Origin of the sequence: Pedobacter sp. B4-66, from assembly GCF_018492665.1 — a bacterium.
GTDB lineage: Bacteria > Bacteroidota > Bacteroidia > Sphingobacteriales > Sphingobacteriaceae > Pedobacter.
The window spans coordinates 97,651-118,339 of record NZ_JAFVME010000008.1; the positions used below are offsets into that span (position 1 = coordinate 97,651).

Below are 20,689 nucleotides of genomic sequence, written 5' to 3' on the forward strand. Positions count from 1 at the left end.
ATAAAATTTAGTAGGCTCGTGCAAATAATACCCTTTGGGTAGATGGCTTACCAGAGTAGATACAAACGCCTTCTTCCTGCTTGTTATCCAAAGGAATACATCTGATAGTAGCTTTTGTTTCTTCTTTAATTTTCTGTTCAGTTTCCGGAGTTCCATCCCAATGCGCAGCAATAAAACCAGCCTTACCATCAAGTAATTCTTTAAACTCAGCATAAGAGTTGGCCTCAGTAGTATGCTCAGCTCTATAGTTTAAAGCTTTATTGTAAATGCTTTGCTGAATGTCTTCTAAAAGCTGTGCGATAAAGATTTCAAGACCTTCCTGAGCAACAGTTTGCTTCTCTCTGGTATCTCTTCTTGCAAGCTCAACAGTTCCATTCTCCATATCTCTGCCACCAATTGCCAAACGAATTGGCACACCTTTAAGCTCATATTCTGCAAACTTAAAGCCCGGACGTTGTGTATCACGATCATCGTATTTTACAGAAACACCTAGAGCTTTCAGTTTTGGCATTAATTCATCAACAAAAGTTGAGATTTTCTGCAATTCCTCATCGCTTTTGTAAATAGGAACGATAACTACTTGTATAGGTGCCAATTTTGGAGGTAATACCAAACCAGCGTCATCACTATGTGCCATAATTAAAGCACCGATTAAACGTGTTGAAACACCCCATGAACTTGCCCAAACATGCTCAATTTTACCTTCTTTATTAGTAAATTTCACGTCAAAAGCTTTAGCGAAATTCTGACCAAGGAAGTGAGAAGTACCAGCCTGCAATGCCTTTCCATCTTGCATTAATGCTTCGATGCAATAAGTATCTAAAGCCCCTGCAAAACGCTCATTAGCAGTTTTTACACCTTTTACAACCGGCAAGCCCATAAAGCTTTCAGCAAAATCAGCATAAACATCCAGCATTTTTCTTGTCTCTTCAATTGCCTCATCTGCAGTCGAGTGAGCAGTATGTCCTTCTTGCCATAAAAATTCTGTAGTACGTAAAAATAAACGGGTACGCATTTCCCAACGTACAACATTTGCCCACTGATTGATTAGTAAAGGCAAGTCTCTGTACGACTGAATCCAGCCTCTATAAGTATTCCAAATGATGGTCTCAGAAGTTGGTCTAACGATCAATTCTTCCTCTAATTTGGCAGTTTCATCAACAATAATATTTCCATTTCCGTCATTTTTAAGACGATAATGTGTCACAACGGCACATTCCGTTGCAAAACCTTCAACGTGCGAAGCTTCCTTAGAAAAATATGACTTTGGAATGAATAACGGAAAATAAGCATTACTGTGTCCTGTATCTTTAAATTTTTGGTCTAAAATACCCTGCATCTTCTCCCAAATGGAGTATCCATAGGGTTTTATCACCATACATCCCTTAACGGATGAGTGTTCTGCCAGGTCAGCTTTTATAACAATGTCGTTATACCACTGGGAATAATCTTCGTTTTTACTTGTAATGCCTTTGCTCATAGCTGAATGGAACGTTTTTTGTGTTAAATGACTTGTAATGTAGTCTACAAATTTATAAATTTATACCTACAAAAAAATTGCAACACACAAAGAACACATATAGTTATGAAACCTAACCATTTATTCACAGGAATGCTCGTCATAACGGCAATAGCTGTTACGTCCTGCTCTGCGCCAAGGCTTGCGCAGCAAAGTGCCAATACGGATGATGATGTTTACAGTAGTACGGTGAAGGCGAAGGTTTATACTCCTGCTCCTCAACAAGTACAACAACCTCAATATGATGATCAGCAATATGCTGACGAACAATATGATGAGAGTGATTATTACGGAACAAGTGATCCTTATTACGATCAGGATTATTCATCACGTATAAACAGATTTTATTATTCAAGTCCTTTCAGAACATACTACGATCCATATTATAATTCTGGATGGTATTCTTCTGGATACTTAGATTTTGGATATAGTCCATTTTACAACAGTTACTGGAATTCACCTTATTCTGGATGGGGATTTGCATATTCTCCTTTCTGGGGTTCGAACAGTTTCGGTTGGAATAATTACTACTACGGTGGTGGTTACTTCGGAGGTGGCGGCCTTTGGGGCGGCGGTTTATGGGGTGGTGGATATTATGGCGGTGGCTTTTACACCGGCAGAACGACCAACGTGCCTGATTACAGACCAAGACCTTCTATGGGTAGAGATAACGGCATAGGAGCTAATCGTAGATACGCAAGACCTGCAGGTGGTACAAGGGTTGATGCTGAAGGAAATATTATTCCAAGCAGAACAAGACCGTCAAGAGTAAATCCTGATGGAACTGTTTCATCCAGACCAGGCAGAACACCTGTTAATGATGGCCAAAGTACAAGACCTGCTCGTCCGCAAACTGATAGACCAACTCGTACAGAAAATACAAGACCTGCACGTACTGAAACTACAAGACCTGCAAGGGAAAGCGCTCCGGCACGTCAGCCTGAAAGCAGACCGAGTTACAGCCCTCCTGCCAGAGAAAGCAGTGGTGGTTCTTCTTCAGGAAGAGGTAGCAGCGGAAGTAGCGGCGGCGGTGGTGGAAGATCATCAAGATCCGGAAGAGGATAATTAAAGTGCCCTGCTCCTGCAGGGCACACTTAAAACCTATCATTATTTACGATACATGAAAAAACTGATACTATCTCTGGTGGCTACAGTAGCCATCTCAGGAACAACATACGCCCAGATTTACTCGCCTGATGCTTTAAAATTCTCTCAGACCAATTATGGCAGTACCTCCAGATTTAAAAGTATGGGTGGCGCGCAAATTGGTGTTGGTGGAGATATGAGTTCAATTGGCGGTAACCCGGCAGGACTTGGATTATTCACTAAATCTGAATTTAGTTTAACACCCGAATTCAATAATTTCTCAGGAAACGCAAACTTCCTAAACCAGAATACTAAATCTTCAAAAGACAATGTAAACCTTAACCATATTGGTGTTGTTTTATTTAGCCCTTCAATTAGGGTAAAAGGACAAGATACCCAAAAAGGCGTTGTTAGTTCAGTATTCGGGATTGCTTATAACAGAAATAATGATTTTGGCGGTAATTTCACCTACGGTGGATCTAACCCGAACAACTCTATAGTTGATCATTTTGCTGAGGAGGCAAACAGAAATGGCCTCCCGAATGGTTCTTTACAGCAATATGCCTACGATGGATATCTTTTAGAGAAAGACGATTTGGGTTATTTTGCAGCAACTAAAGTACCTAACACTCAATTGAAAAGTGAAATAAGATCCGGTTCTACATCAGAGCTGACTGCTTCAGGAGCCATCAATATATCTAATCAGGTTTACATCGGAGCTAGCGTCTCATTGGTTAATGTTCGTTATGTAAACGATAGCGAATTCACTGAATCCGGCACTATAGAGTCCGACAATTCTAAATATAACTTATCATTAAGACAAAATCAGGAATCGAGAGGTTCTGGATATAACGCTCGTTTGGGTGTAATTGTTAGACCGGTTGAAAACTTCAGAATTGGAGCAACCTTACAATCTCCTTCATGGATGCTAATTGAAGACAATACTACCTGGACTTTAGATTCTAAAATTGTTGGTGGTGCAAACGCAGGAAGCCTTTACGGCGACCCGGAAAACTATCCATTCAACTACCGTGTTAGAACGCCTTTAAAGGGATCTCTAGGTGCGAGCTATGTAATTGCAGGCAAAGCATTAATCTCTGCTGATGTTGACTACATAGATTATAGTACCATCCGTTTCTCAACAGATCAGGGCCTAGAGCCCAATACAATTTTAGATGAGAACAACGCAATAAGAGCAGATTACAAACAAGCTGTTAATTACAGAGTTGGTGCCGAATATAAAATAGATAATGCCTTTAGTTTAAGAGGTGGTTACGGAGTTAATGGAAGTGCTATAAAAGGTGACACGAAAGAACACTTTGCCACTCAGTTTTACTCGGGTGGACTTGGTTACCGTGTGAACAACTATTATGTAGATGTTGCTTACCAACGTATGGAGACAAATACAGAGTTGTCGCCATATTTACTTGGCTCAAACGAAAACCCTCTTGAACCGGTTGCTGACATTAAAACTTCAAGAAACAATGTATTTTTAACCTTTGGATTGAGGTTTTAGGAATTGAAAAGCTCGTCACACTGAGAGCCTAGCATTAGAAAAAACACAAAAAAGTGGCAATGACATCATGCTATTGCACACGCCCTCATCTCCTTTGGCTAACTAAAAGAGATGAGGGTTTTCTATAACTTGTCAGACTCAACTCAGACTCTCCTCAGACTCAACTCAGAGTCTGTCAGACTATTCTCTAACAAGACACTCTTCTTACGCCGAGCATACTCGCGTATTATTCTCTCTTAAAATCTAGATTATACCAAATAGAGAAGCGCCCTTCTCCCCCAGCCTATTCACTTTTTCTTCTACCGCTGGCACTTTCAACAGCTCAGGTGCATGATGCGGTTTTTTACGTGCATCAATTATAACAGGGCCATTACAACCCCAATGTTTATTTTCGATAAATTCAAAAATACCATGAATATCTGTTGCCGGATTACTTCTTGTAAAGGTAACCCAAACCAAATTATTTATATTTTCAGCAGTAAATGCGGCATCATCACAAAGCACAATTAAGGGAGTTCCATCTAAATCTTTGCCTTTTAATGATTCTTCTAACAATGATATTTCATTCTTAGCAGTTTCAGCAGTAGTATACTTAGGAAGTTGAGCAACCAACACACCCGGAATGGCAAGTTTTAAATCCGAAAAGCCGGCAGAAGGAATCAAATCAACTGGCAACTCAGTAGCTAAAGTTCTCTTTTTCTCCCCTGCAACAGCAAAAACCACTTTTGAGCCACTATTCAATCCCTCGCCACTATAATCTAATGTATCGATAGTTGTTTGAGTATGGAAATGTAAATCCCTCGTCAGATCAATTCTCTCCAATACATGTTGTATAAAACGGGAAAGATCATGCGTATCCAACTGTTCATCGTCCTCTCTTGCAGCTATAAATAGGTACTTGGCTAAACTTAACTGATTTTTACCAAGAATATGATTTGCAATCGTTAATATTTCCTGAGGTCTTCTTTCATTTAAATATGGCGTGTAACGTTCACTCCCGATAGCAAATAATAAAGGGTGTACACCTGCTGCATCAACTGCGTTTACCTCCTTTAATCCATGAATTTCTTTAGGCAAAGCCGATCCGGCAATTTCATGAATTAAAGCTCCAAAACTGGTGTCTTCCTGAGGAGGCCTGCCTACAACGGTAAACGACCATATCGCATCATTTCGGTGATAAACATTATGCACCTTCATTAAAGGAAACGGGTGAGTAAGGCTATAATATCCCAAATGGTCGCCAAATGGTCCTTCTGGTTTATTATCCTGAGGATAAACAGTACCGGTTATCACAAAATCAGCATCTGCTGAAATGCAAAATCCTTCTTCGTCATAAAAGTATCTGAACCTTCTATTACCTAAAGCACCAGCAAAAGTCATTTCTGACAGACCTTCGGGCAATGGCATTACCGCAGCTAATGGATGAGAAGGAGGCCCTCCTACAAAAATGCTCACCTTTAAAGGCAGGCCTTTTGCATTGGCTTTCGATTGATGAACTCCAATTCCTCTATGTATTTGATAATGTAATCCTATTTCTTTGTTGGTTTCATAATCGTTACCAGCCAACTGTATTCTGTACATTCCAAGATTGGCATTTAGCACTCCCGGCTTGTCAATGTCCTCGGTATAAACCTGCGGCATGGTAATAAAAGGCCCACCATCCATTGGCCAGTTTACAATTTGAGGCAACTCGCTAATGCTGGTTTTACTAAAAGTAGCTTTAAACAAACTCTGTTTTAAAGGCAGCGCTGTTAATGCTGTAAAAGCGATACCAGGTAATTTAAAAGGATTTTTTAAAGCCTTAACAGGATCTGATCTCAGGTTTACCAGCTGTTCAACATTAGGCAAGCTATCGCGAAACATAAACTTAGAACGCTCCAATGTTCCAAATAAATTAGAAACGGCCGGAAACTTACTTCCCTTAACTTTCTCGAAGTACAATGCCGGTCCTTGTTGCTCATACACCCTAAGGTGTATCGCAGCCATTTCAAGATAAGGATCTACCTCTTCTTTTATCCTAATTAAATGCCCATGCTTTTCCAGATCGGCAACGCAGTCTGCTAAACTTTTATATCCCATTACATGCCAAAGATATTAAAGAATGGTATAAAACACGTGATGCTGAAATAAATTCAGCATCACGTGTTTTATTACAAATACTTATCTCTTACCTGCAAAAGAGCGCAGCATCCAGGTGTTTTTCTCTTTAAATTGCATAAACCTATTTACCATATCATTAGAGCCATCATCACCGGCTTTATCTGTTGCATCAAGCAGGTCACGTTCCAATTCAATTAGCTTGGCCATATCATCAAGTATAGCCTCAACCATATCCATATCTTTTAAACCTATGGTATCAATTTCTTTTATTGTAGATTCTTTAATATAATCGGCAAAGCGACTATGAGGAGGTTTTCCAAGAGTTAAAACGCGCTCTGCAATTTCATCTATCGTAAGCTGGGCATTTGTATACAATTCTTCGAACTTAAGGTGCAGGGTAAAAAAATTCTGACCTTTAATATTCCAATGACAGCCTCTTAACTTTTGATAATGAATATGGTAGTTAGCTAAATAATCATTTAACATATCTACAACGGGTTTTACTTTCTTTTCATTTAAACTGATTTCTTTTGCGTCCATAGTATTTATTTTTTTATTTTGTCGTCCTTCTAGGAATTGAGAATATAACAATGTCCAATTAAAATGGTTTGAAAAATGTTCTTAAACATACAATAGGAAATCATAAGAAACGTTTATAGTATCAATTCAGGGGTTATTTTTATTATTCGTATTATTGCGAAATTACTTTATCAGAAAATTAATGTATAAATATTATATAGTATCATTCTTTGCCGTACTTCTTAATTTAACTGCTGCCGAAGCAAACACCAGGGATTCAATAGGTGTAGAAAATTATAACGGTAAAAAATTGATCGTCCACAAGGTGGTTGCAAAAGACACCTACTATTCCATAGGAAGAAGATACAACATTGTTCCTAAAACGTTAATGACATTTAATGATAACAAATACCTTCAAATTGGCGTCATTATTAAAGTGCCTACCGACATTCCGTTTTCCACGACTGCAAACGCTACAAATACTACAAGTTCTAAAGAATCTATAGTCCCGGCATCAGCTACTGATACACCGGTTGAAGGCAACCTTATAGAGCATGCTGTACAGAAAAAGGAAAACCTAAATATGTTGGCCGAAAAATACGGCACCACAGTAAATGAGATTAAAAAAGTTAATAACCTGCGTACCATAAATTTAAAAATAGGTCAGTTATTAAAAATTCCCGCGACTAAGACTCCGGAAGAAACACCAACAGAAACTGTTGATCCGGAGAAAATTAACACTCCGCCAGTTGAAACCACAGCAAAAGATCCTGTAGCTATTGTAACTAAAAAAGACAGCACAAAGTCGACTCAAAAATCTACACCTGTTAAGCCTGATGCCTCAAATCCTGATTCTACAAAACAAGATGAAGGGCCATTGTTGGTACATACAGTTGCTTCTAACGAAACTATGTATTCTATTGCAACGCGATACAAATTAACAATGGATCAGTTAAAAGCTAAAAACAATTTAACTGATAATTCACTAAGTGTTGGTCAAAGGTTATTAATCAGAGGTCAATATCCGGTTGTTACAGAAAATGCTAAAAACCCTGCTAATCCTGATACCTTGAACTCTATTAAAGATCCTTCATTAAAGTATGCAGCTAGCAGATATGGCCTAAATCAGATTGATGAAAAAGGTACTGCAGCATGGATTACTGACAGTGATCTTGATCCAGGAAAAATGTTGGTTTTACATCGCACAGCTCCTATTGGAACAGTAATGAAAATCACTAACCCTATGACCAACAGATCCGCTTTTGCAAAGGTTGTTGGTAAATTTACTGAAAATGAGTCCACAAAAGATGTTATAATTGTAATGACTAAAGCCGTTGCTGATGCACTAGGTGCTTTAGACAAGAGATTTTATTGCAATTTAACATACGGCGGACAAGAGAATGAACAATAATAAGCCTTTTATTATCGGTATTGCGGGTGGTAGTGGATCCGGCAAAACCTTCTTTTTAAATTGTTTTCTACATCATTTTAAAAATGATGAGGTAACATTAGTTTCACAGGATGATTATTACATCCCGGCTGGTGAAATGACTCAGGAAGAAAATAAATTATACAACTTTGATTTACCGTCGACCATTGATGATCAGCAATTTTTGCTGGATATTAAGAAACTTATAAAAGGAGAAGTTGTTTACAAGAAAGAATACAACTTTAATAATCCATTAGCAATAACCAAAATATTGGAGATTAACCCTGCACCAATTATCATTGTAGAAGGTCTTTTCATTCTCCATTTTAAAGAAATTGCTCAACTTCTTGATCATAGAATTTTTGTTGAGGCAGATGAATCTGTAGCATTAGATCGCAGAATTAAACGTGATGGTATGGAACGTGGCTACCCTGAGGATGATGTTACTTACAAGTGGAACAATCATGTGGTTCCTGCTTACAAAGAGTTCTTGTTGCCTTATAAAGGCCAATGCGATCAGATTATTATAAACAATCATGACACGCCTGACGATATCATTAAAATAACAGAAGAGATCTCTGTAGATCTGAAAGTAAAATATTGTAAACATAAGCAGGCCGAATAGGCCTGTTTATGCCTTCTTAATCCAATATCATTTCCGGCGCGCCATCATCAGCGAAAAGTTTACCAGCCGTAACTTGTTTAATGTAATCAACACTTACTCCTGGAGCTCTTTCAATTAACTTAAAGCCACCTTCAGGCAATATATCCAATACAGCTAGTTCCGTTACTACTTTTCTAATACAGTTTACTCCAGTAAGCGGCAAGGAGCACTTTGGCAATAATTTACTCTCCCCTGCTTTATTTACATGTTGCATAGCAACAATTATATTCTTTGCAGAAGCTACAAGATCCATAGCTCCCCCCATCCCTTTTACCATTTTACCTGGTATTTTCCAATTGGCAATATCACCATTTTCGGATACCTCCATAGCACCTAATATAGTTAAGTCAATTTTTTGACTTCTGATCATTCCAAAACTCATCGCCGAATCAAATATTGATGAGCCAGGCAAAGTGGTAATCGTTTGCTTACCCGCATTAATTAAGTCAGCATCCTCTTCGCCTTCAAATGGGAAAGGCCCCATGCCCAATAAACCATTTTCGGATTGAAGCACTACATTGATTCCATCAGGTATAAAATTAGCTACGAGAGTTGGGATACCGATTCCTAAATTCACATAGTAGCCGTCTTTAATTTCCTTTGCGATACGTTTCGCAATTCCGTTCTTATCGAGCATAAAAGTTAATTTCTTGGTCTGACTGTACGTTGTTCTATTCTTTTCTCATAATTAGCACCCTGAAAAATGCGATGCACATAAACACCCGGAGTATGAATATGATCCGGATCAAGCGTTCCCGGCTCAACAAGTTCTTCAACTTCTGCAATCGTGATCTTTCCGGCCATAGCCATTACCGGATTAAAATTTCGGCTTGTAGATCTAAAGATTAAATTACCGGTAGTATCACCTTTCCAGGCTTTTACTAATGCAAAATCTGCGTCAAAAGCATATTCCATCAAATAATCCTTACCATTAAAATTTCTGATTTCTTTACCCTCAGCTACTTCAGTACCAACACCTGCAGGTGTAAAAATTGCAGGCATGCCATATCCTGCTGCCATGCATCTTGTGGCTAGTGTGCCTTGAGGTATCAACTCCACCTCCAACTCACCACTTAACAACTGACGTTCAAATTCGGCATTCTCCCCTACATACGATGAGATCATTTTTTTAACCTGACGCTGCTGTAACATCAAGCCAATCCCAAAATCATCAACCCCGGCATTATTCGAAATACAAGTAAGTCTTTTAACTCCTTTTTTAACCAGTGCGGTGATACAGTTTTCAGGTATTCCACACAAACCAAAACCTCCAAGCATTAATGTACTACCGTCTTTTATGTCCCTGATGGCTTCATCAGCACCTGTTACAACTTTGTTTATCATACTAAACGTTTTGTTACTAAATTATGCTATAAATTATGTTAGAACCAAACTATTTCGATATTTCTAAAATTTTATCATCACCTCCATTACTACTGCCTATATATACTTTTCCATTTGGCGCAGTACATATTGCTCTTAGCCTTCCATACTCATTTATCAGATAATCTTTACTACTATCTATCTTATCACCAGCCGCGTTAAGTTGTAGCTGAGTTAGTTTAGAAGCTTTTAGACTAACTAATAATAAAGAGTTTTTCCATTCGGAGATCAAATCACTGCCATAATAAGTTAAACCACTGGTAGCAATTGTAGGTGTCCAAGCTTTAATTGGCTCTACTACGTTGTGTGCAGCACAGAATACTTTTTCAGAGTTGTCATCGCAATAGCCTTCAACTTCTGGCCAACCATAGTTTCTGCCTTTCAGAATAATGTTTACCTCATCATCATTATTGGGACCATGCTCCGATTCGTATAGCTTGCCATTGGCCATTACCAACCCCTGCGGGTTTCTATGTCCCAAACTCCATACTCTGCTACCTGCAATAGGATTATCTGCAGGTATGGAACCATCAAGATTTACTCTTAGTATTTTACCCGACAAAGAATTCATGTCCTGGGCATTATCAGCATCACTCGCATCACCTGTTGTAATCAGGAGTTTCTTATCTTCCGTAATCAGCAACCTTGAACCGTTATGTATTGATGCTGCAGGAATTTGATCAAGAATAGTAAGAGGTGAATTCAATTTACCATCTGAGTAAGTAAACCGAACTATCTTTCCTTTATAGTTTGAACCATAATCATAAACCACATATACCCATGGGTTAGCTTGAAAATCGGGATTTAAAACCATTCCCAACAAACCACCTTCTCCTTTTGACACCACTTCGGCAATGGTATGAAGTGCGGTTACTACTCCTGATTCTGGATTAACCCTGCTGATTTTACCTGAACGTTCAGTAATCCACAATTGTTGATCCGGGCCGTAAACTACCTCCCAAACATGGGATAGCCCAGTGGCTAAAACCTTGGTTTTAATAGCAACATCACCAGGATTCTGTGTGCCTCCGGATTTGTTTTTCTTGCAGGAAGAAACACTTATAAAGAGCGCAAACAGACTTACAATTAAAAGTTTCATAGGATGTCGTTTTTTTATACAACACCCTAAAAGTAAATAAGTTTACCTAATTAAAATAAACATAAGTGATGCCATCGCCACCTCTATCAGCATGCTCATCCTCTACCCTGTTTACCTGACTATATTTCTTTAAATATTCACGAATCAGTTTCCTTAAAATACCATCTCCTTTTCCATGGATGATTTTAATAAAAGGAAAACCAAGCATAATTGACTTATCAAGATATTTTTCTACTTCATGCAAGGCATTTTCGCCACGCATACCACGCAGGTCTAACTCAGCTGTAAAGCTTGATATCGCTTCAGAAATACTACCGGTAAATGAATTATTCTGAACAGCCTTTTTGGCCTGCTTGTTACTGATTTTCTGTACACGGTTTTTCTTCAGTACGGAACGTAGATCACCTAGTGCAACCACCAGATTATCGCGATTAATCTCCAACACCTGTCCCATGGTTTCACTATTATTTAGCTGCACCCAATCTCCTACTTCAATAGGCGTGTTACTGATTACCGGGATTTCAGGTTTCTTCTCTTCTTTAACATGATTCTGAACCAATTCCCTATGCAGGTTTTGTCTCAGTTCTTTAGTTACTACCTTATCTGCTTTACTTTCTTTAATCTCCGCTATTGTATTCTCAACCAGCTTATTGGCGTTTTTAATGATAGCCTGAGCTTCCAGTTTAGCTTCCTTAATCAGTATTTTCTTATTCTCATCCAAGAACAGCTTCAACTTCTCATTTTCAGCTACTAAGTTTTTTACTTTATTCTGCTGATTTGAAAGATTCACTTTGGTATCGTAAATCTGTTTCTTTTCACGTTCCAGATCAACCAGTAAGCTATCTATTCTGTTCTGATTAGTTCCGGTTTTAGCTCTTGCCAGTTCAAGCACTTCTTTTTGTAAACCAATATTCTGTGCAATTTCAAAAGCATAAGAACTACCCGGCTTACCAATTTCCAGTACGTACATAGGCTTCATTTTGTCGTTATCGAACAACATCGACGCGTTTTCTAAACCAGGGGTATTCCCGGCAAAAAGCTTCAAATTAGAATAGTGAGTGGTAATTACCCCCCTTACTTTTTTATTGTTCAATACTTCAAGCACAGCCTCGGCCATAGGCCCACCAAACTGCGGATCAGTACCCGTTCCAAATTCATCAATTAGCACAAGAGATTTAGGTGTAGCATGTGCAACAAAATACCTCATTTTGGTAAGGTGTGCACTGTAAGTACTCAAATCACTTTCTATCGACTGATCGTCGCCGATATCCGCAAATATCTGGTCAAATATTCCGACCTCACTAGATTCGTGAACAGGGATCAGTAATCCCGATTGTACCATCAGCTGTAGTAAACCCACAGTTTTCATACATACCGACTTACCCCCGGCATTGGGGCCTGACACCAATACAACCCTCATATTTTCATTAATATGAAAGTTCAATGGAACTACAGATTTCTTGTCCTGCTTAAACGAAAGATACAATAAAGGATGACGGGCATTAACCAATTTTGTTTTTGCCTCCTTTATTAAAACAGGCATATCGGCCTCAACATCGATAGCAAACAAAGCCTTCGCCCGTACAAAATCTAACTTGGTTAGAAAGCCATGGTACGATAATAATAATGGCGTATATGGCCTCAAATCATTCGTAAGCGCAATCAGGATCTTTATAATCTCCCTGCGCTTATCAAACTCCAAATCCCTAAGCTTATTGTTTAGCGAGAACACCTCTTCAGGCTCTATATATACCGTTTGTCCACTGGCCGATTCATCATGAATAAAACCTTTCAGTTTCCTTTTATTTTCGGCCAGTACCGGAATACACATTCTGCCATCGCGTATAGTTAAACTTCCATCGGCAACCCAATTATTACTAATAGCTTGCTTGTAAATAGAATCCATTCGCTTTCTTACATCCTGCTCCGCTTTTGCTATCTCACCAATTATATTTTGGAGTGCAACAGAAGCATTTGGTTTTATCTTTCCTTTCGGATCCAATACAGACTCTATGCGCTTAAGGATATTCTTTTCAACCGGAAGATGTTCAAACAAAGCTTCCAGGTTAGGATAGATTTCTTTTCTTTCGTCAAAAAACCTCAATACAGAAAATACCGTTTGCAATGAAGCATACATTTGATGTAACTCATCCTCTACCAGATAAGTTCCTTCAACCCTAATCTTATCAGCAAGTGACTTTATGTCGAAAAATGTACTGATTTGCAAAGGTTCCTGATTTTCGAGGATACTTTTAAATTCACTCGTTTGTCTCAGAAACTTATTAATCTGATCAAACTTGGTCATCACTTGCATTTTGCTCACCATCTGCTGTCCCATTGGGCTCAGACAGTGTGCGTAAATAAGTTGTTTTACCTCATTAAACCCCAAACGCTCTAAACAATTCTCCGGATATAACATTCCTATTTCTATCTTATTTTTTCTTAATCGTCTTCTTAATTAACTCAGCAGCCTTTATAGAATCAGCTCTCTTTTTCCTTTTAATCTTTCTTAAAAGAGCTTTAGATTTTTTGGTTGAGTCTATTTTCTTAATGGAATCAGCCTTTTTAATTGCTAAAACTTTCTTTAAAGAATCTGCTTTAAACTTGGCCTTCTGTGGTGCTGTAACCTTTTTTAAGGAATCTACACGCTTAACAGAATCTGCCTTCATTTTTACTTTCAATGCTTTTGCAATTTTAGCATTCGCTAATGAATCAGCTTTTACCAAAACATTTTTCTGCTTTGTTAAACCCTTGGTTACTTTATCATAAATTTCATCTAATACCTTAGGGTGCTGAGCATAATAAATCATGCTTTTACTATAAAGTGCAGAGTCTATCTCATATCGCTTATAAATTCCATTATAATAAGATGCGGCTGTGGCCTTTGAGGTATCAAGGTTAGGAATGGTAGTGATATAGGCATCCGCAATGTGAATATCATTCAATACCAAGGCCATTTTATCTGGCTGAATAATATCAGAAGGAATACCCGGCTTACAGCCTGCAATGAATAAAAAAAGGAAGGCTGTGTATATAAAGTTCTTCATTATGTGCTAAAACATCATTATTTCTTAGACAAAGTTCGCTAAGGTTCTTATTTTTACCAAAAATACTGATAAATGAGTATAGCAGATAACTTATTAAAATATAAAAGCGAATTAGACAATACAGAGGCAGAATTAATTGCGGTTTCCAAATATCAGGAACCGGATGCAATTATGGAAGCTTATAATGCCGGACAACGTGTTTTTGGAGAAAACATAGTGCAGGAACTGGTTGATAAACAAGCATTACTACCTCAAGATATTGAATGGCATCTTATTGGTCATCTGCAAACCAACAAGGTAAAATACATTGCCCCATTTATTAAATTAATTCACTCGGTTGATAGCTTAAAGTTGTTGATTGAAATAAACAAACAAGCTCTAAAAAATAAAAGGGTAATAGACTGCTTGCTACAAATTTATATTGCTGATGAAGACACCAAATTTGGTCTTGGATTTGACGAAGCAATTGAATTGCTTAGGTCAGAAGAATTTGCCACTCTTAAAAACGTACGCATTGTAGGTTTAATGGGAATTGCAAGCAATAACGCTCCTGAAAAACAGACTTTAGATGAATTTACCGAACTAAAAGTACTTTTTGATGGTATAAAGGTTAGCTTTTTTAGAAAAGATGATTACTTTAAGGAAGTATCAATGGGTATGTCAGGCGATTACAAATTAGCAATCGAAGCAGGCAGCACCATGGTAAGAGTTGGAAGCAGTATTTTTGGTAAAAGAAAAATAAAACATTACAAAACAGAATGAGTATTACAATAAGAGTTGCCGAGCGAGAAGATTGTCCGAGATTATTAGAATTAATTCATGAACTGGCTCTTTATGAAAAAGCACCACAGGAAGTAACCGTAACTATAGCCGAATTTGAAGATGCTGGTTTTGGAGAAAACAAAGTATGGAAAGCTTTTGTTGCTGAAGATAACAATAGGATTGTCGGCTTTGCCTTATATTATGTAAGATACTCTACCTGGAAAGGCTGCCGATTATATCTGGAAGATTTTATTGTTACTGAAGAATGCAGAGGAAAAGGAGTTGGAAAGCTTCTTTTTGAAACTGTTATTCAGGAAACAAAAGATAAAAACTACAGTGGTATGGTTTGGCAGGTTCTGGACTGGAACGAACCGGCAATTAATTTTTATAATAAGTACGCTGCTCATTTAGAGGCAGGATGGTTAAATGCGTCCTTATCAAAGGAACAAATCTTAAAGTAACATGAAAAAATTAGGGATTTTAATAATTGCGATAGGCTTTATTGCTTGTCAGAGTGAAAATAAAACAAACGGTACCGCCGATACAACAAATCTGGTAACAAGCGGAGATTCATTATCTTTTAAATATGATTCGGTAAAAGTTTACAGTAAAACTCCGGTAATCATCAATAAAAACAATGATACTACTAAGGCAGTTATTGTATTTCCATTATTCTCAGATGAAAAAGTGAATCAGTTTGTTGAAAGTAAAATAAAACTTACAGCAGATTCTGGCAAAAACTACAAAACATACAACGACTACGCTGCAGATTTTGTAAAAGGCTACGATGATTTTCGGACGTCCGAAAAAGACTATCCACAAACCTGGATACTAGATATAAAAGCTAAGGTTGTTACACAAAAATCAAATTACTTGTCGTTGCTAAGCAGCTACATGAATTACTCTGGTGGTGCACACCCAAATAGTGTATTCACTTACATCAATTACAATCCAACGAACCATCAGGAGATCCTTTTAGATTCACTGATTCAACCGGGTTCAATGGCAAAGCTTACTGCTGTAGCCGAAAAAATATTCAGAAAAAATGAAAAGCTTAGCTCTACCGCAAGTTTAAAAGATGGTTATTTCTTTGAGAACGACACTTTTAAATTGAATGACAACTTTACAGTTACTGATCAGGGTTTAAAATTCCTTTACAACCCTTACGAAATTAAGGCTTATGTATATGGAACAACAGAACTGATTATCCCATTCAGTGAGCTAAAAGAAATTGCTAAACCTAATTCATTACTAAGTCCAACAAATTAATGGAGGTATACAAGTTTGGAGGTGCATCAGTTAAAGATGCCGAAGGAGTAAGAAATCTTGCCAAAATCATTAAAGAACGTAATCAAAAAAACAACTTGTTAATCGTTATCTCAGCAATGGGTAAGATGACAAATAAGCTTGAGGAATTAACAAAAGCTTATTTATCGGGCCTCAATGATACGCATGAGATACTTGAAGAAGTAAAACAATTCCATTTCAATATTATCAGTGAGTTATTTCCTGATCATAGCAACCCGGTTTATAATGATGTTGCGAATTCATTTGTTGAGATAGAATGGTTACTTGAGGAAGAACCGGATAATGCTGCAGATTATATTTACGATCAGATTGTATCAATCGGTGAGATTGTTTCTACTAAAATTGCCGCAGCTTATTTAAACGAAACAGGCTGCAATGTGCAATGGGTTGATGCACGTAATTTTATCCATACAGATAACAGTTACCGCGAAGCGCAGGTAAATTGGGAAAAAACAGAACAGGAAATACAGAAAAAGCTTGCTCCTGTTTTAGAAAAATGTGTTGCTGTAACTCAAGGTTTTATTGGCAGTACAAGTGAAAACTTTACCACTACACTTGGCAGAGATGGTTCTGATTACTCGGCAGCAATATTTGCTTCCTGCTTGGATGCAAGTTCACTTACCATCTGGAAAGATGTACCCGGAGTTTTAAATGCAGATCCCAAGTGGTTTGATGAAACAGAGAGAATTCCTCGTTTGTCTTATCATGATGCAATTGAGCTGGCTTATTACGGTGCAACTATTATTCACCCTAAAACAATAAAGCCAATACAAAACAAGAATATTCCTTTGTATGTACGTTCATTTCTTGACCATACTGCCGAAGGCACAGACATCACAGGTGAGAACAATCACCTGCCGGTTCCATCCTTTATATTTAAAGTAAACCAAGCATTGATCTCTATTTTTCCTAAAGATTTTTCATTCATCATTGAAGAAAATTTGAGTGATATTTTTAGTTTATTCCATAAGCACAAGGTAAAAATTACTACCATGCTAAATTCTGCCATCAGTTTTTCGGTAAGTTTTGATCATGATCCTAAAAAACTGGAAGCCCTGATAGCAGATCTTTCCCTGCATTATAAGGTTAAATACAACACAGGCTTAGAATTAGTTACCATTAGGTATTACAACCAACAAACTATAGATAGGGTTACCGTAAACAAAAACATCTTACTGGAAGTTAAAAGCAGGTATACTTGCCAAATTGTAATGAGGGACAAAATAACCGTTGAATAGATATGTTTTAGATAGCGAGGTCCAGGAGTACATCAAAAATCATCTAAATGATGATGTGCACAAGCTCGCTATGTCTAAAAGTCCGTTTAAACAAGTTGATTCTAAAGAACTGGCCAACCAGATTGCAGCAAAAAATAAATCGGTAAAAAAGCTACCTACCTGGTATAAAACTGACTCGATTTACTACCCTGCCCTACTTTCTATTGAACAATGTTCATCAGAAACCACAGCAGTCTACAAAGCAGGATTGGCTATTGGCGATAGCCTAATAGACCTTACCGGAGGTTATGGGGTTGATAGTTACTACTTTGCAAAAGCAGTAAAAACCTTAACGCATTGCGAAATCAACGCCGATCTTTCTGAAATTGCTGCTCATAACTATAGCGTATTACAGCAATCAAACATCCAATGCTTAGCAGAAGATGGTTTGGCTCTTTTAGCGAATACTGATGAAACCTTTGATACCATTTATGTAGATCCCGCCAGAAGAAGTACTGCAGGTAAGGTTTTTATGCTAAAAGATTGTACTCCAAATGTTATTGAACATGTGGATCTGTTTTTAAATAAATCAAAGCGCATCATTATTAAAACGGCTCCTTTATTAGACATAACTGCCGGTTTAAAAGAACTCGGCAATGTTTCTGAAGTTCATATTGTAAGTGTAAAAAATGAGTGCAAGGAGCTACTATGGGTTATTGATAGCAATAAATCTGTACAAGAACCAAAAATAGTTGCGGTTACGCTCAATGAATCTCAAAAGGAGTTCTCCTTTTTAAAGGGCGAAGAAGAAACAGAAGCTGAATTGTTAAATGATATTCCCTCTGGCTATCTCTATGAGCCGGATACAGCCTTGCTTAAAAGCGGAGCCTTTAACCTGATAGCCACCAGATTCGGGTTAAAAAAACTACATCACCAAACACAACTGTATGTTTCGGATCATATAGATTCTTCCTTTCCGGGACGAATTTTTAAGATTAACCAGATGATCTCTGCCAGTGATCTTAAAAAAGAAAAGACGCTGAAGGCCAATGTTATTGTCAGAAACTATCGTGACAAGGCAGAAAACTTAGTTAAGAAGTACAAAATAAAACCCGATCATCACAAATTCCTCATCTTTACTCAAGGTGCAAATGATGGTTATTTAATAATTGATGCCGAGATAGTGCAGCATTATTGAGCAATTTAATTTAGCTTTATGATAGTGAATGCACACTAACCAAATTTTCGCTTGTCATGAAACCATTAACGCTCATTCTCCTATCCCTACTTATTTCTTTTACTGTTTTATCACAAGATAAAAGTAAGGCCTCAGTGCTGATCACTGAAGGAGTTAAATTACATGATGCAGGCAAGTTTGAGGATGCCATTGCAAAGTACAAGGAAGCACTGGAACTAGAGCCAAATAATCCGACAGCCAATTATGAAATTGCCTTTTCACTTCTTAGTACTAAGAAAACCAAAGAGGCCATCACTTATCTCAATAAATTAATTGACGGAAAGGCTCCTAATGCTGCCAGCGCTTATGACATGCTAGGCAGTATGTATGACAACGAAGGAAATACAGATAAAGCCATTGAAACCTATAAACTTGGTATAAAAGCATACCCGCAATATCAGGGTTTGTATTACAATCTGGCAATAACATATGTACGAGCTGGAAAAAATGAAGAGGCACTGCAACATGCGGCCAAATCCTTACAGCTTAATCCAAAACACGCAAGTAGTCACAGATTATATGCAGTAATTAATATGGCTGAGCCTGCTAATAAAATTGCTGCCCTCCTTGCCTATTGTAATTTCCTGATACTGGAAACAACTTCTGAGCGCTCAGTAAAAGCTTATCGGGATGTTAAAACAATTTTAAATCTTGGTACGCCTAAAACAGAGGGAACGAATACCATTACTATCAGTTCAAATAAAAAGAACCCTAGCTATGATGCTGCAAACCTAGCCGTTTCAATGGCATCATTTTCGCCTGGAATTGCTAATTTATCTGAAACAGACCAACTGGAGCTACAACTAAAAACTATTTTAGGCATTGTAGGTGAACTTTCTGAGAAGAAAAAAGACAAGGATTTTTTCTGGACTTTTTATGCCGATTACTTTTATAAACTATCTAAATCGGAGTATATGCCATTAATAGCGCGCATTGTAAGCTTTACTTCCGATCAGGAAGAGAAGAAAAAATGGATAAAAGAACATGAAAAAATGCTAACAGATTATTCTGTTTGGGAATCTGCAACTCCACACAATTGATAATTGTTTAGCTGCTAGCCAATACCTTAATGTCTGACACCTCCAATATCGGCTTAGGATAACCTTTTAGTGCGCTATTAATCATAGCCTGCCCTACTTCACGCAAAGTACTTACGCGTCCGGGCATTAATAAGCGTAACAAAGGATACAGTGAAGCTATAGCTTTATAAAAGCCCTTAACATTTATTTGTCCTTCGGTTGGTTTCATAAAGGCCGGTCTAAAATTATACACCTTTTTAAATGGAAGCTTCATTAAAGCATTCTCAGTTCTACCTTTTACCCGTGCCCACATAATTCTTCCTTTTTCAGAGCTATCGGTATGGCTTCCTGATATGTGACCAAAAACCATTTGAGGATTAAGTTCTGCCAGCTTATTAGCAAAATTCATGGCTGTATCATAAGTAATATGTGTATACTCTGATTCATTGAGCCCATTTGAACTTATACCAGCGCAGTAAAAGCAGGCATCGTAGCCAATTAACTGATCTTGTATACTATCTAAATTAAAAAAGTCTGGTACAATGCATTCCTTCAATTTAGGATGTTTAGCACCGGCATAGGCCTTCCTACTAACCGATAAAACTTCCTTTATCTGAGGATTTGACAAGCATTCTAACAGTACTCCTTCTCCTACCATCCCTGTAGCTCCGGTAATGATCACCTTAATTTCCATATAGCTAATAATTTAGGCCAACACAAAACTTTGGCTCTTTGATTATAAAAGTAGCAACATTAATGAGATTAAACACCATTCAAACTTCTG

Annotated in this window: 19 protein-coding genes; 10 read left to right on the plus strand and 9 right to left on the minus strand. The window is 37.7% G+C overall.

Features of this window, described 5'->3' with window-relative positions:
- Positions 1 to 7 precede the first annotated feature (7 nt).
- Positions 8 to 1,480: a proline--tRNA ligase gene (gene proS, locus J1905_RS14850; RefSeq protein WP_214228078.1), complete on the minus strand. Its 1,473-nt coding sequence runs from the start codon at positions 1,478 to 1,480 to the stop codon at positions 8 to 10.
- Positions 1,481 to 1,585: 105 nt separating this feature from the next.
- Here proS and J1905_RS14855 point away from each other — a divergent pair, with 105 nt between their 5' ends.
- Both J1905_RS14855 and J1905_RS14860 read left to right on the plus strand, forming a co-directional pair.
- On the plus strand, positions 1,586 to 2,584 hold the full coding sequence (locus J1905_RS14855) for a hypothetical protein (RefSeq protein ID WP_214228079.1): 999 nt from the start codon (positions 1,586 to 1,588) through the stop codon (positions 2,582 to 2,584).
- A 55-nt stretch (positions 2,585 to 2,639) separates the two neighbouring features.
- Positions 2,640 to 4,121 carry an OmpP1/FadL family transporter gene (locus J1905_RS14860; RefSeq protein WP_214228080.1) on the plus strand — a complete coding sequence of 494 codons (1,482 nt, stop codon included), beginning with the start codon at positions 2,640 to 2,642 and terminating at the stop codon, positions 4,119 to 4,121.
- 243 nt (positions 4,122 to 4,364) lie between these two features.
- On the opposite strand, the gene J1905_RS14865 is transcribed toward J1905_RS14860, so the two are convergent.
- Entirely contained in the window at positions 4,365 to 6,200 is a 1,836-nt protein-coding gene (locus J1905_RS14865) for a UbiD family decarboxylase (protein WP_214228082.1), read from the minus strand.
- A gap of 81 nt (positions 6,201 to 6,281) precedes the next feature.
- The gene (locus tag J1905_RS14870; protein ID WP_214228084.1) at positions 6,282 to 6,761 is read right to left on the minus strand and encodes a Dps family protein; all 480 of its coding nucleotides are present in this window, start codon (positions 6,759 to 6,761) and stop codon (positions 6,282 to 6,284) included.
- A 181-nt stretch (positions 6,762 to 6,942) separates the two neighbouring features.
- On the opposite strand from J1905_RS14870, the gene J1905_RS14875 reads away from it, so the two are divergent.
- A complete protein-coding gene (locus tag J1905_RS14875) occupies positions 6,943 to 8,151 on the plus strand; it encodes a LysM peptidoglycan-binding domain-containing protein (RefSeq protein ID WP_214228085.1) in 1,209 nt (402 codons plus the stop codon).
- On the plus strand, positions 8,141 to 8,794 hold the full coding sequence (locus J1905_RS14880; RefSeq protein WP_214228086.1) for a uridine kinase family protein: 654 nt from the start codon (positions 8,141 to 8,143) through the stop codon (positions 8,792 to 8,794). Before J1905_RS14875 ends, J1905_RS14880 begins: the two co-directional genes overlap by 11 nt.
- A 16-nt stretch (positions 8,795 to 8,810) precedes the next feature.
- Here J1905_RS14880 and J1905_RS14885 read toward each other — a convergent pair whose 3' ends face one another.
- Genes J1905_RS14885 through J1905_RS14905 form a run of 5 tightly spaced genes read right to left on the minus strand, consistent with a single transcriptional unit; the run spans position 8,811 to position 14,362 of the window.
- Positions 8,811 to 9,470 carry a 3-oxoacid CoA-transferase subunit B gene (locus J1905_RS14885; RefSeq protein ID WP_214228088.1) on the minus strand — a complete coding sequence of 220 codons (660 nt, stop codon included), beginning with the start codon at positions 9,468 to 9,470 and terminating at the stop codon, positions 8,811 to 8,813.
- 5 nt (positions 9,471 to 9,475) lie between these two features.
- Positions 9,476 to 10,177 carry a CoA transferase subunit A gene (locus J1905_RS14890; RefSeq protein WP_214228089.1) on the minus strand — a complete coding sequence of 234 codons (702 nt, stop codon included), beginning with the start codon at positions 10,175 to 10,177 and terminating at the stop codon, positions 9,476 to 9,478.
- Positions 10,178 to 10,226: 49 nt separating this feature from the next.
- On the minus strand, positions 10,227 to 11,315 hold the full coding sequence (locus J1905_RS14895) for a PQQ-dependent sugar dehydrogenase (protein WP_214228091.1): 1,089 nt from the start codon (positions 11,313 to 11,315) through the stop codon (positions 10,227 to 10,229).
- A gap of 46 nt (positions 11,316 to 11,361) precedes the next feature.
- On the minus strand, positions 11,362 to 13,734 hold the full coding sequence (locus J1905_RS14900) for an endonuclease MutS2 (RefSeq protein ID WP_214228093.1): 2,373 nt from the start codon (positions 13,732 to 13,734) through the stop codon (positions 11,362 to 11,364).
- Between the two features lie 13 nt (positions 13,735 to 13,747).
- Complete coding sequence (locus J1905_RS14905) at positions 13,748 to 14,362, minus strand: DUF4296 domain-containing protein (protein WP_214228094.1); 615 nt, start codon at positions 14,360 to 14,362, stop codon at positions 13,748 to 13,750.
- Positions 14,363 to 14,434: 72 nt separating this feature from the next.
- On the opposite strand from J1905_RS14905, the gene J1905_RS14910 reads away from it, so the two are divergent.
- The 6 genes from J1905_RS14910 to J1905_RS14935 are packed head-to-tail and all read left to right on the plus strand — an operon-like array spanning position 14,435 to position 19,926.
- Positions 14,435 to 15,124 carry a YggS family pyridoxal phosphate-dependent enzyme gene (locus J1905_RS14910; protein WP_214228095.1) on the plus strand — a complete coding sequence of 230 codons (690 nt, stop codon included), beginning with the start codon at positions 14,435 to 14,437 and terminating at the stop codon, positions 15,122 to 15,124.
- On the plus strand, positions 15,121 to 15,585 hold the full coding sequence (locus tag J1905_RS14915; RefSeq protein ID WP_214228097.1) for a GNAT family N-acetyltransferase: 465 nt from the start codon (positions 15,121 to 15,123) through the stop codon (positions 15,583 to 15,585). The genes J1905_RS14910 and J1905_RS14915 overlap by 4 nt, the downstream gene beginning before the upstream one ends.
- 1 nt (position 15,586) lies before the next feature.
- Positions 15,587 to 16,393, plus strand: coding sequence for a DUF3298 and DUF4163 domain-containing protein (locus J1905_RS14920; RefSeq protein ID WP_214228099.1), 807 nt, complete (start codon positions 15,587 to 15,589; stop codon positions 16,391 to 16,393).
- Positions 16,393 to 17,670: an aspartate kinase gene (locus J1905_RS14925; RefSeq protein ID WP_214228100.1), complete on the plus strand. Its 1,278-nt coding sequence runs from the start codon at positions 16,393 to 16,395 to the stop codon at positions 17,668 to 17,670. The genes J1905_RS14920 and J1905_RS14925 overlap by 1 nt, the downstream gene beginning before the upstream one ends.
- The gene (locus J1905_RS14930; RefSeq protein WP_214228101.1) at positions 17,663 to 18,847 is read left to right on the plus strand and encodes a class I SAM-dependent methyltransferase; all 1,185 of its coding nucleotides are present in this window, start codon (positions 17,663 to 17,665) and stop codon (positions 18,845 to 18,847) included. The genes J1905_RS14925 and J1905_RS14930 overlap by 8 nt, the downstream gene beginning before the upstream one ends.
- A 56-nt stretch (positions 18,848 to 18,903) precedes the next feature.
- Positions 18,904 to 19,926 carry a tetratricopeptide repeat protein gene (locus J1905_RS14935; protein ID WP_214228102.1) on the plus strand — a complete coding sequence of 341 codons (1,023 nt, stop codon included), beginning with the start codon at positions 18,904 to 18,906 and terminating at the stop codon, positions 19,924 to 19,926.
- Positions 19,927 to 19,933: 7 nt separating this feature from the next.
- Here the strand turns inward: J1905_RS14935 and J1905_RS14940 are convergent, their stop codons facing one another.
- Positions 19,934 to 20,599, minus strand: a complete 666-nt coding sequence (locus J1905_RS14940; RefSeq protein ID WP_250318105.1) for an NAD-dependent epimerase/dehydratase family protein — start codon at positions 20,597 to 20,599, stop codon at positions 19,934 to 19,936.
- Positions 20,600 to 20,689 lie beyond the last annotated feature (90 nt).

What these genes read in the sequence shown, in the direction of transcription:
- proS (WP_214228078.1), bottom strand. Translation starts at nt 1,480, where the DNA reads ATGAGCAAAGGCATTACAAGTAAAAACGAAGATTATTCCCAGTGGTAT.
- J1905_RS14855 (WP_214228079.1), top strand. Translation starts at nt 1,586, where the DNA reads ATGAAACCTAACCATTTATTCACAGGAATGCTCGTCATAACGGCAATA.
- J1905_RS14860 (WP_214228080.1), top strand. Translation starts at nt 2,640, where the DNA reads ATGAAAAAACTGATACTATCTCTGGTGGCTACAGTAGCCATCTCAGGA.
- J1905_RS14865 (WP_214228082.1), bottom strand. Translation starts at nt 6,200, where the DNA reads ATGGGATATAAAAGTTTAGCAGACTGCGTTGCCGATCTGGAAAAGCAT.
- J1905_RS14870 (WP_214228084.1), bottom strand. Translation starts at nt 6,761, where the DNA reads ATGGACGCAAAAGAAATCAGTTTAAATGAAAAGAAAGTAAAACCCGTT.
- J1905_RS14875 (WP_214228085.1), top strand. Translation starts at nt 6,943, where the DNA reads ATGTATAAATATTATATAGTATCATTCTTTGCCGTACTTCTTAATTTA.
- J1905_RS14880 (WP_214228086.1), top strand. Translation starts at nt 8,141, where the DNA reads ATGAACAATAATAAGCCTTTTATTATCGGTATTGCGGGTGGTAGTGGA.
- J1905_RS14885 (WP_214228088.1), bottom strand. Translation starts at nt 9,470, where the DNA reads ATGCTCGATAAGAACGGAATTGCGAAACGTATCGCAAAGGAAATTAAA.
- J1905_RS14890 (WP_214228089.1), bottom strand. Translation starts at nt 10,177, where the DNA reads ATGATAAACAAAGTTGTAACAGGTGCTGATGAAGCCATCAGGGACATA.
- J1905_RS14895 (WP_214228091.1), bottom strand. Translation starts at nt 11,315, where the DNA reads ATGAAACTTTTAATTGTAAGTCTGTTTGCGCTCTTTATAAGTGTTTCT.
- J1905_RS14900 (WP_214228093.1), bottom strand. Translation starts at nt 13,734, where the DNA reads ATGTTATATCCGGAGAATTGTTTAGAGCGTTTGGGGTTTAATGAGGTA.
- J1905_RS14905 (WP_214228094.1), bottom strand. Translation starts at nt 14,362, where the DNA reads ATGAAGAACTTTATATACACAGCCTTCCTTTTTTTATTCATTGCAGGC.
- J1905_RS14910 (WP_214228095.1), top strand. Translation starts at nt 14,435, where the DNA reads ATGAGTATAGCAGATAACTTATTAAAATATAAAAGCGAATTAGACAAT.
- J1905_RS14915 (WP_214228097.1), top strand. Translation starts at nt 15,121, where the DNA reads ATGAGTATTACAATAAGAGTTGCCGAGCGAGAAGATTGTCCGAGATTA.
- J1905_RS14920 (WP_214228099.1), top strand. Translation starts at nt 15,587, where the DNA reads ATGAAAAAATTAGGGATTTTAATAATTGCGATAGGCTTTATTGCTTGT.
- J1905_RS14925 (WP_214228100.1), top strand. Translation starts at nt 16,393, where the DNA reads ATGGAGGTATACAAGTTTGGAGGTGCATCAGTTAAAGATGCCGAAGGA.
- J1905_RS14935 (WP_214228102.1), top strand. Translation starts at nt 18,904, where the DNA reads ATGAAACCATTAACGCTCATTCTCCTATCCCTACTTATTTCTTTTACT.
- J1905_RS14940 (WP_250318105.1), bottom strand. Translation starts at nt 20,599, where the DNA reads ATGGAAATTAAGGTGATCATTACCGGAGCTACAGGGATGGTAGGAGAA.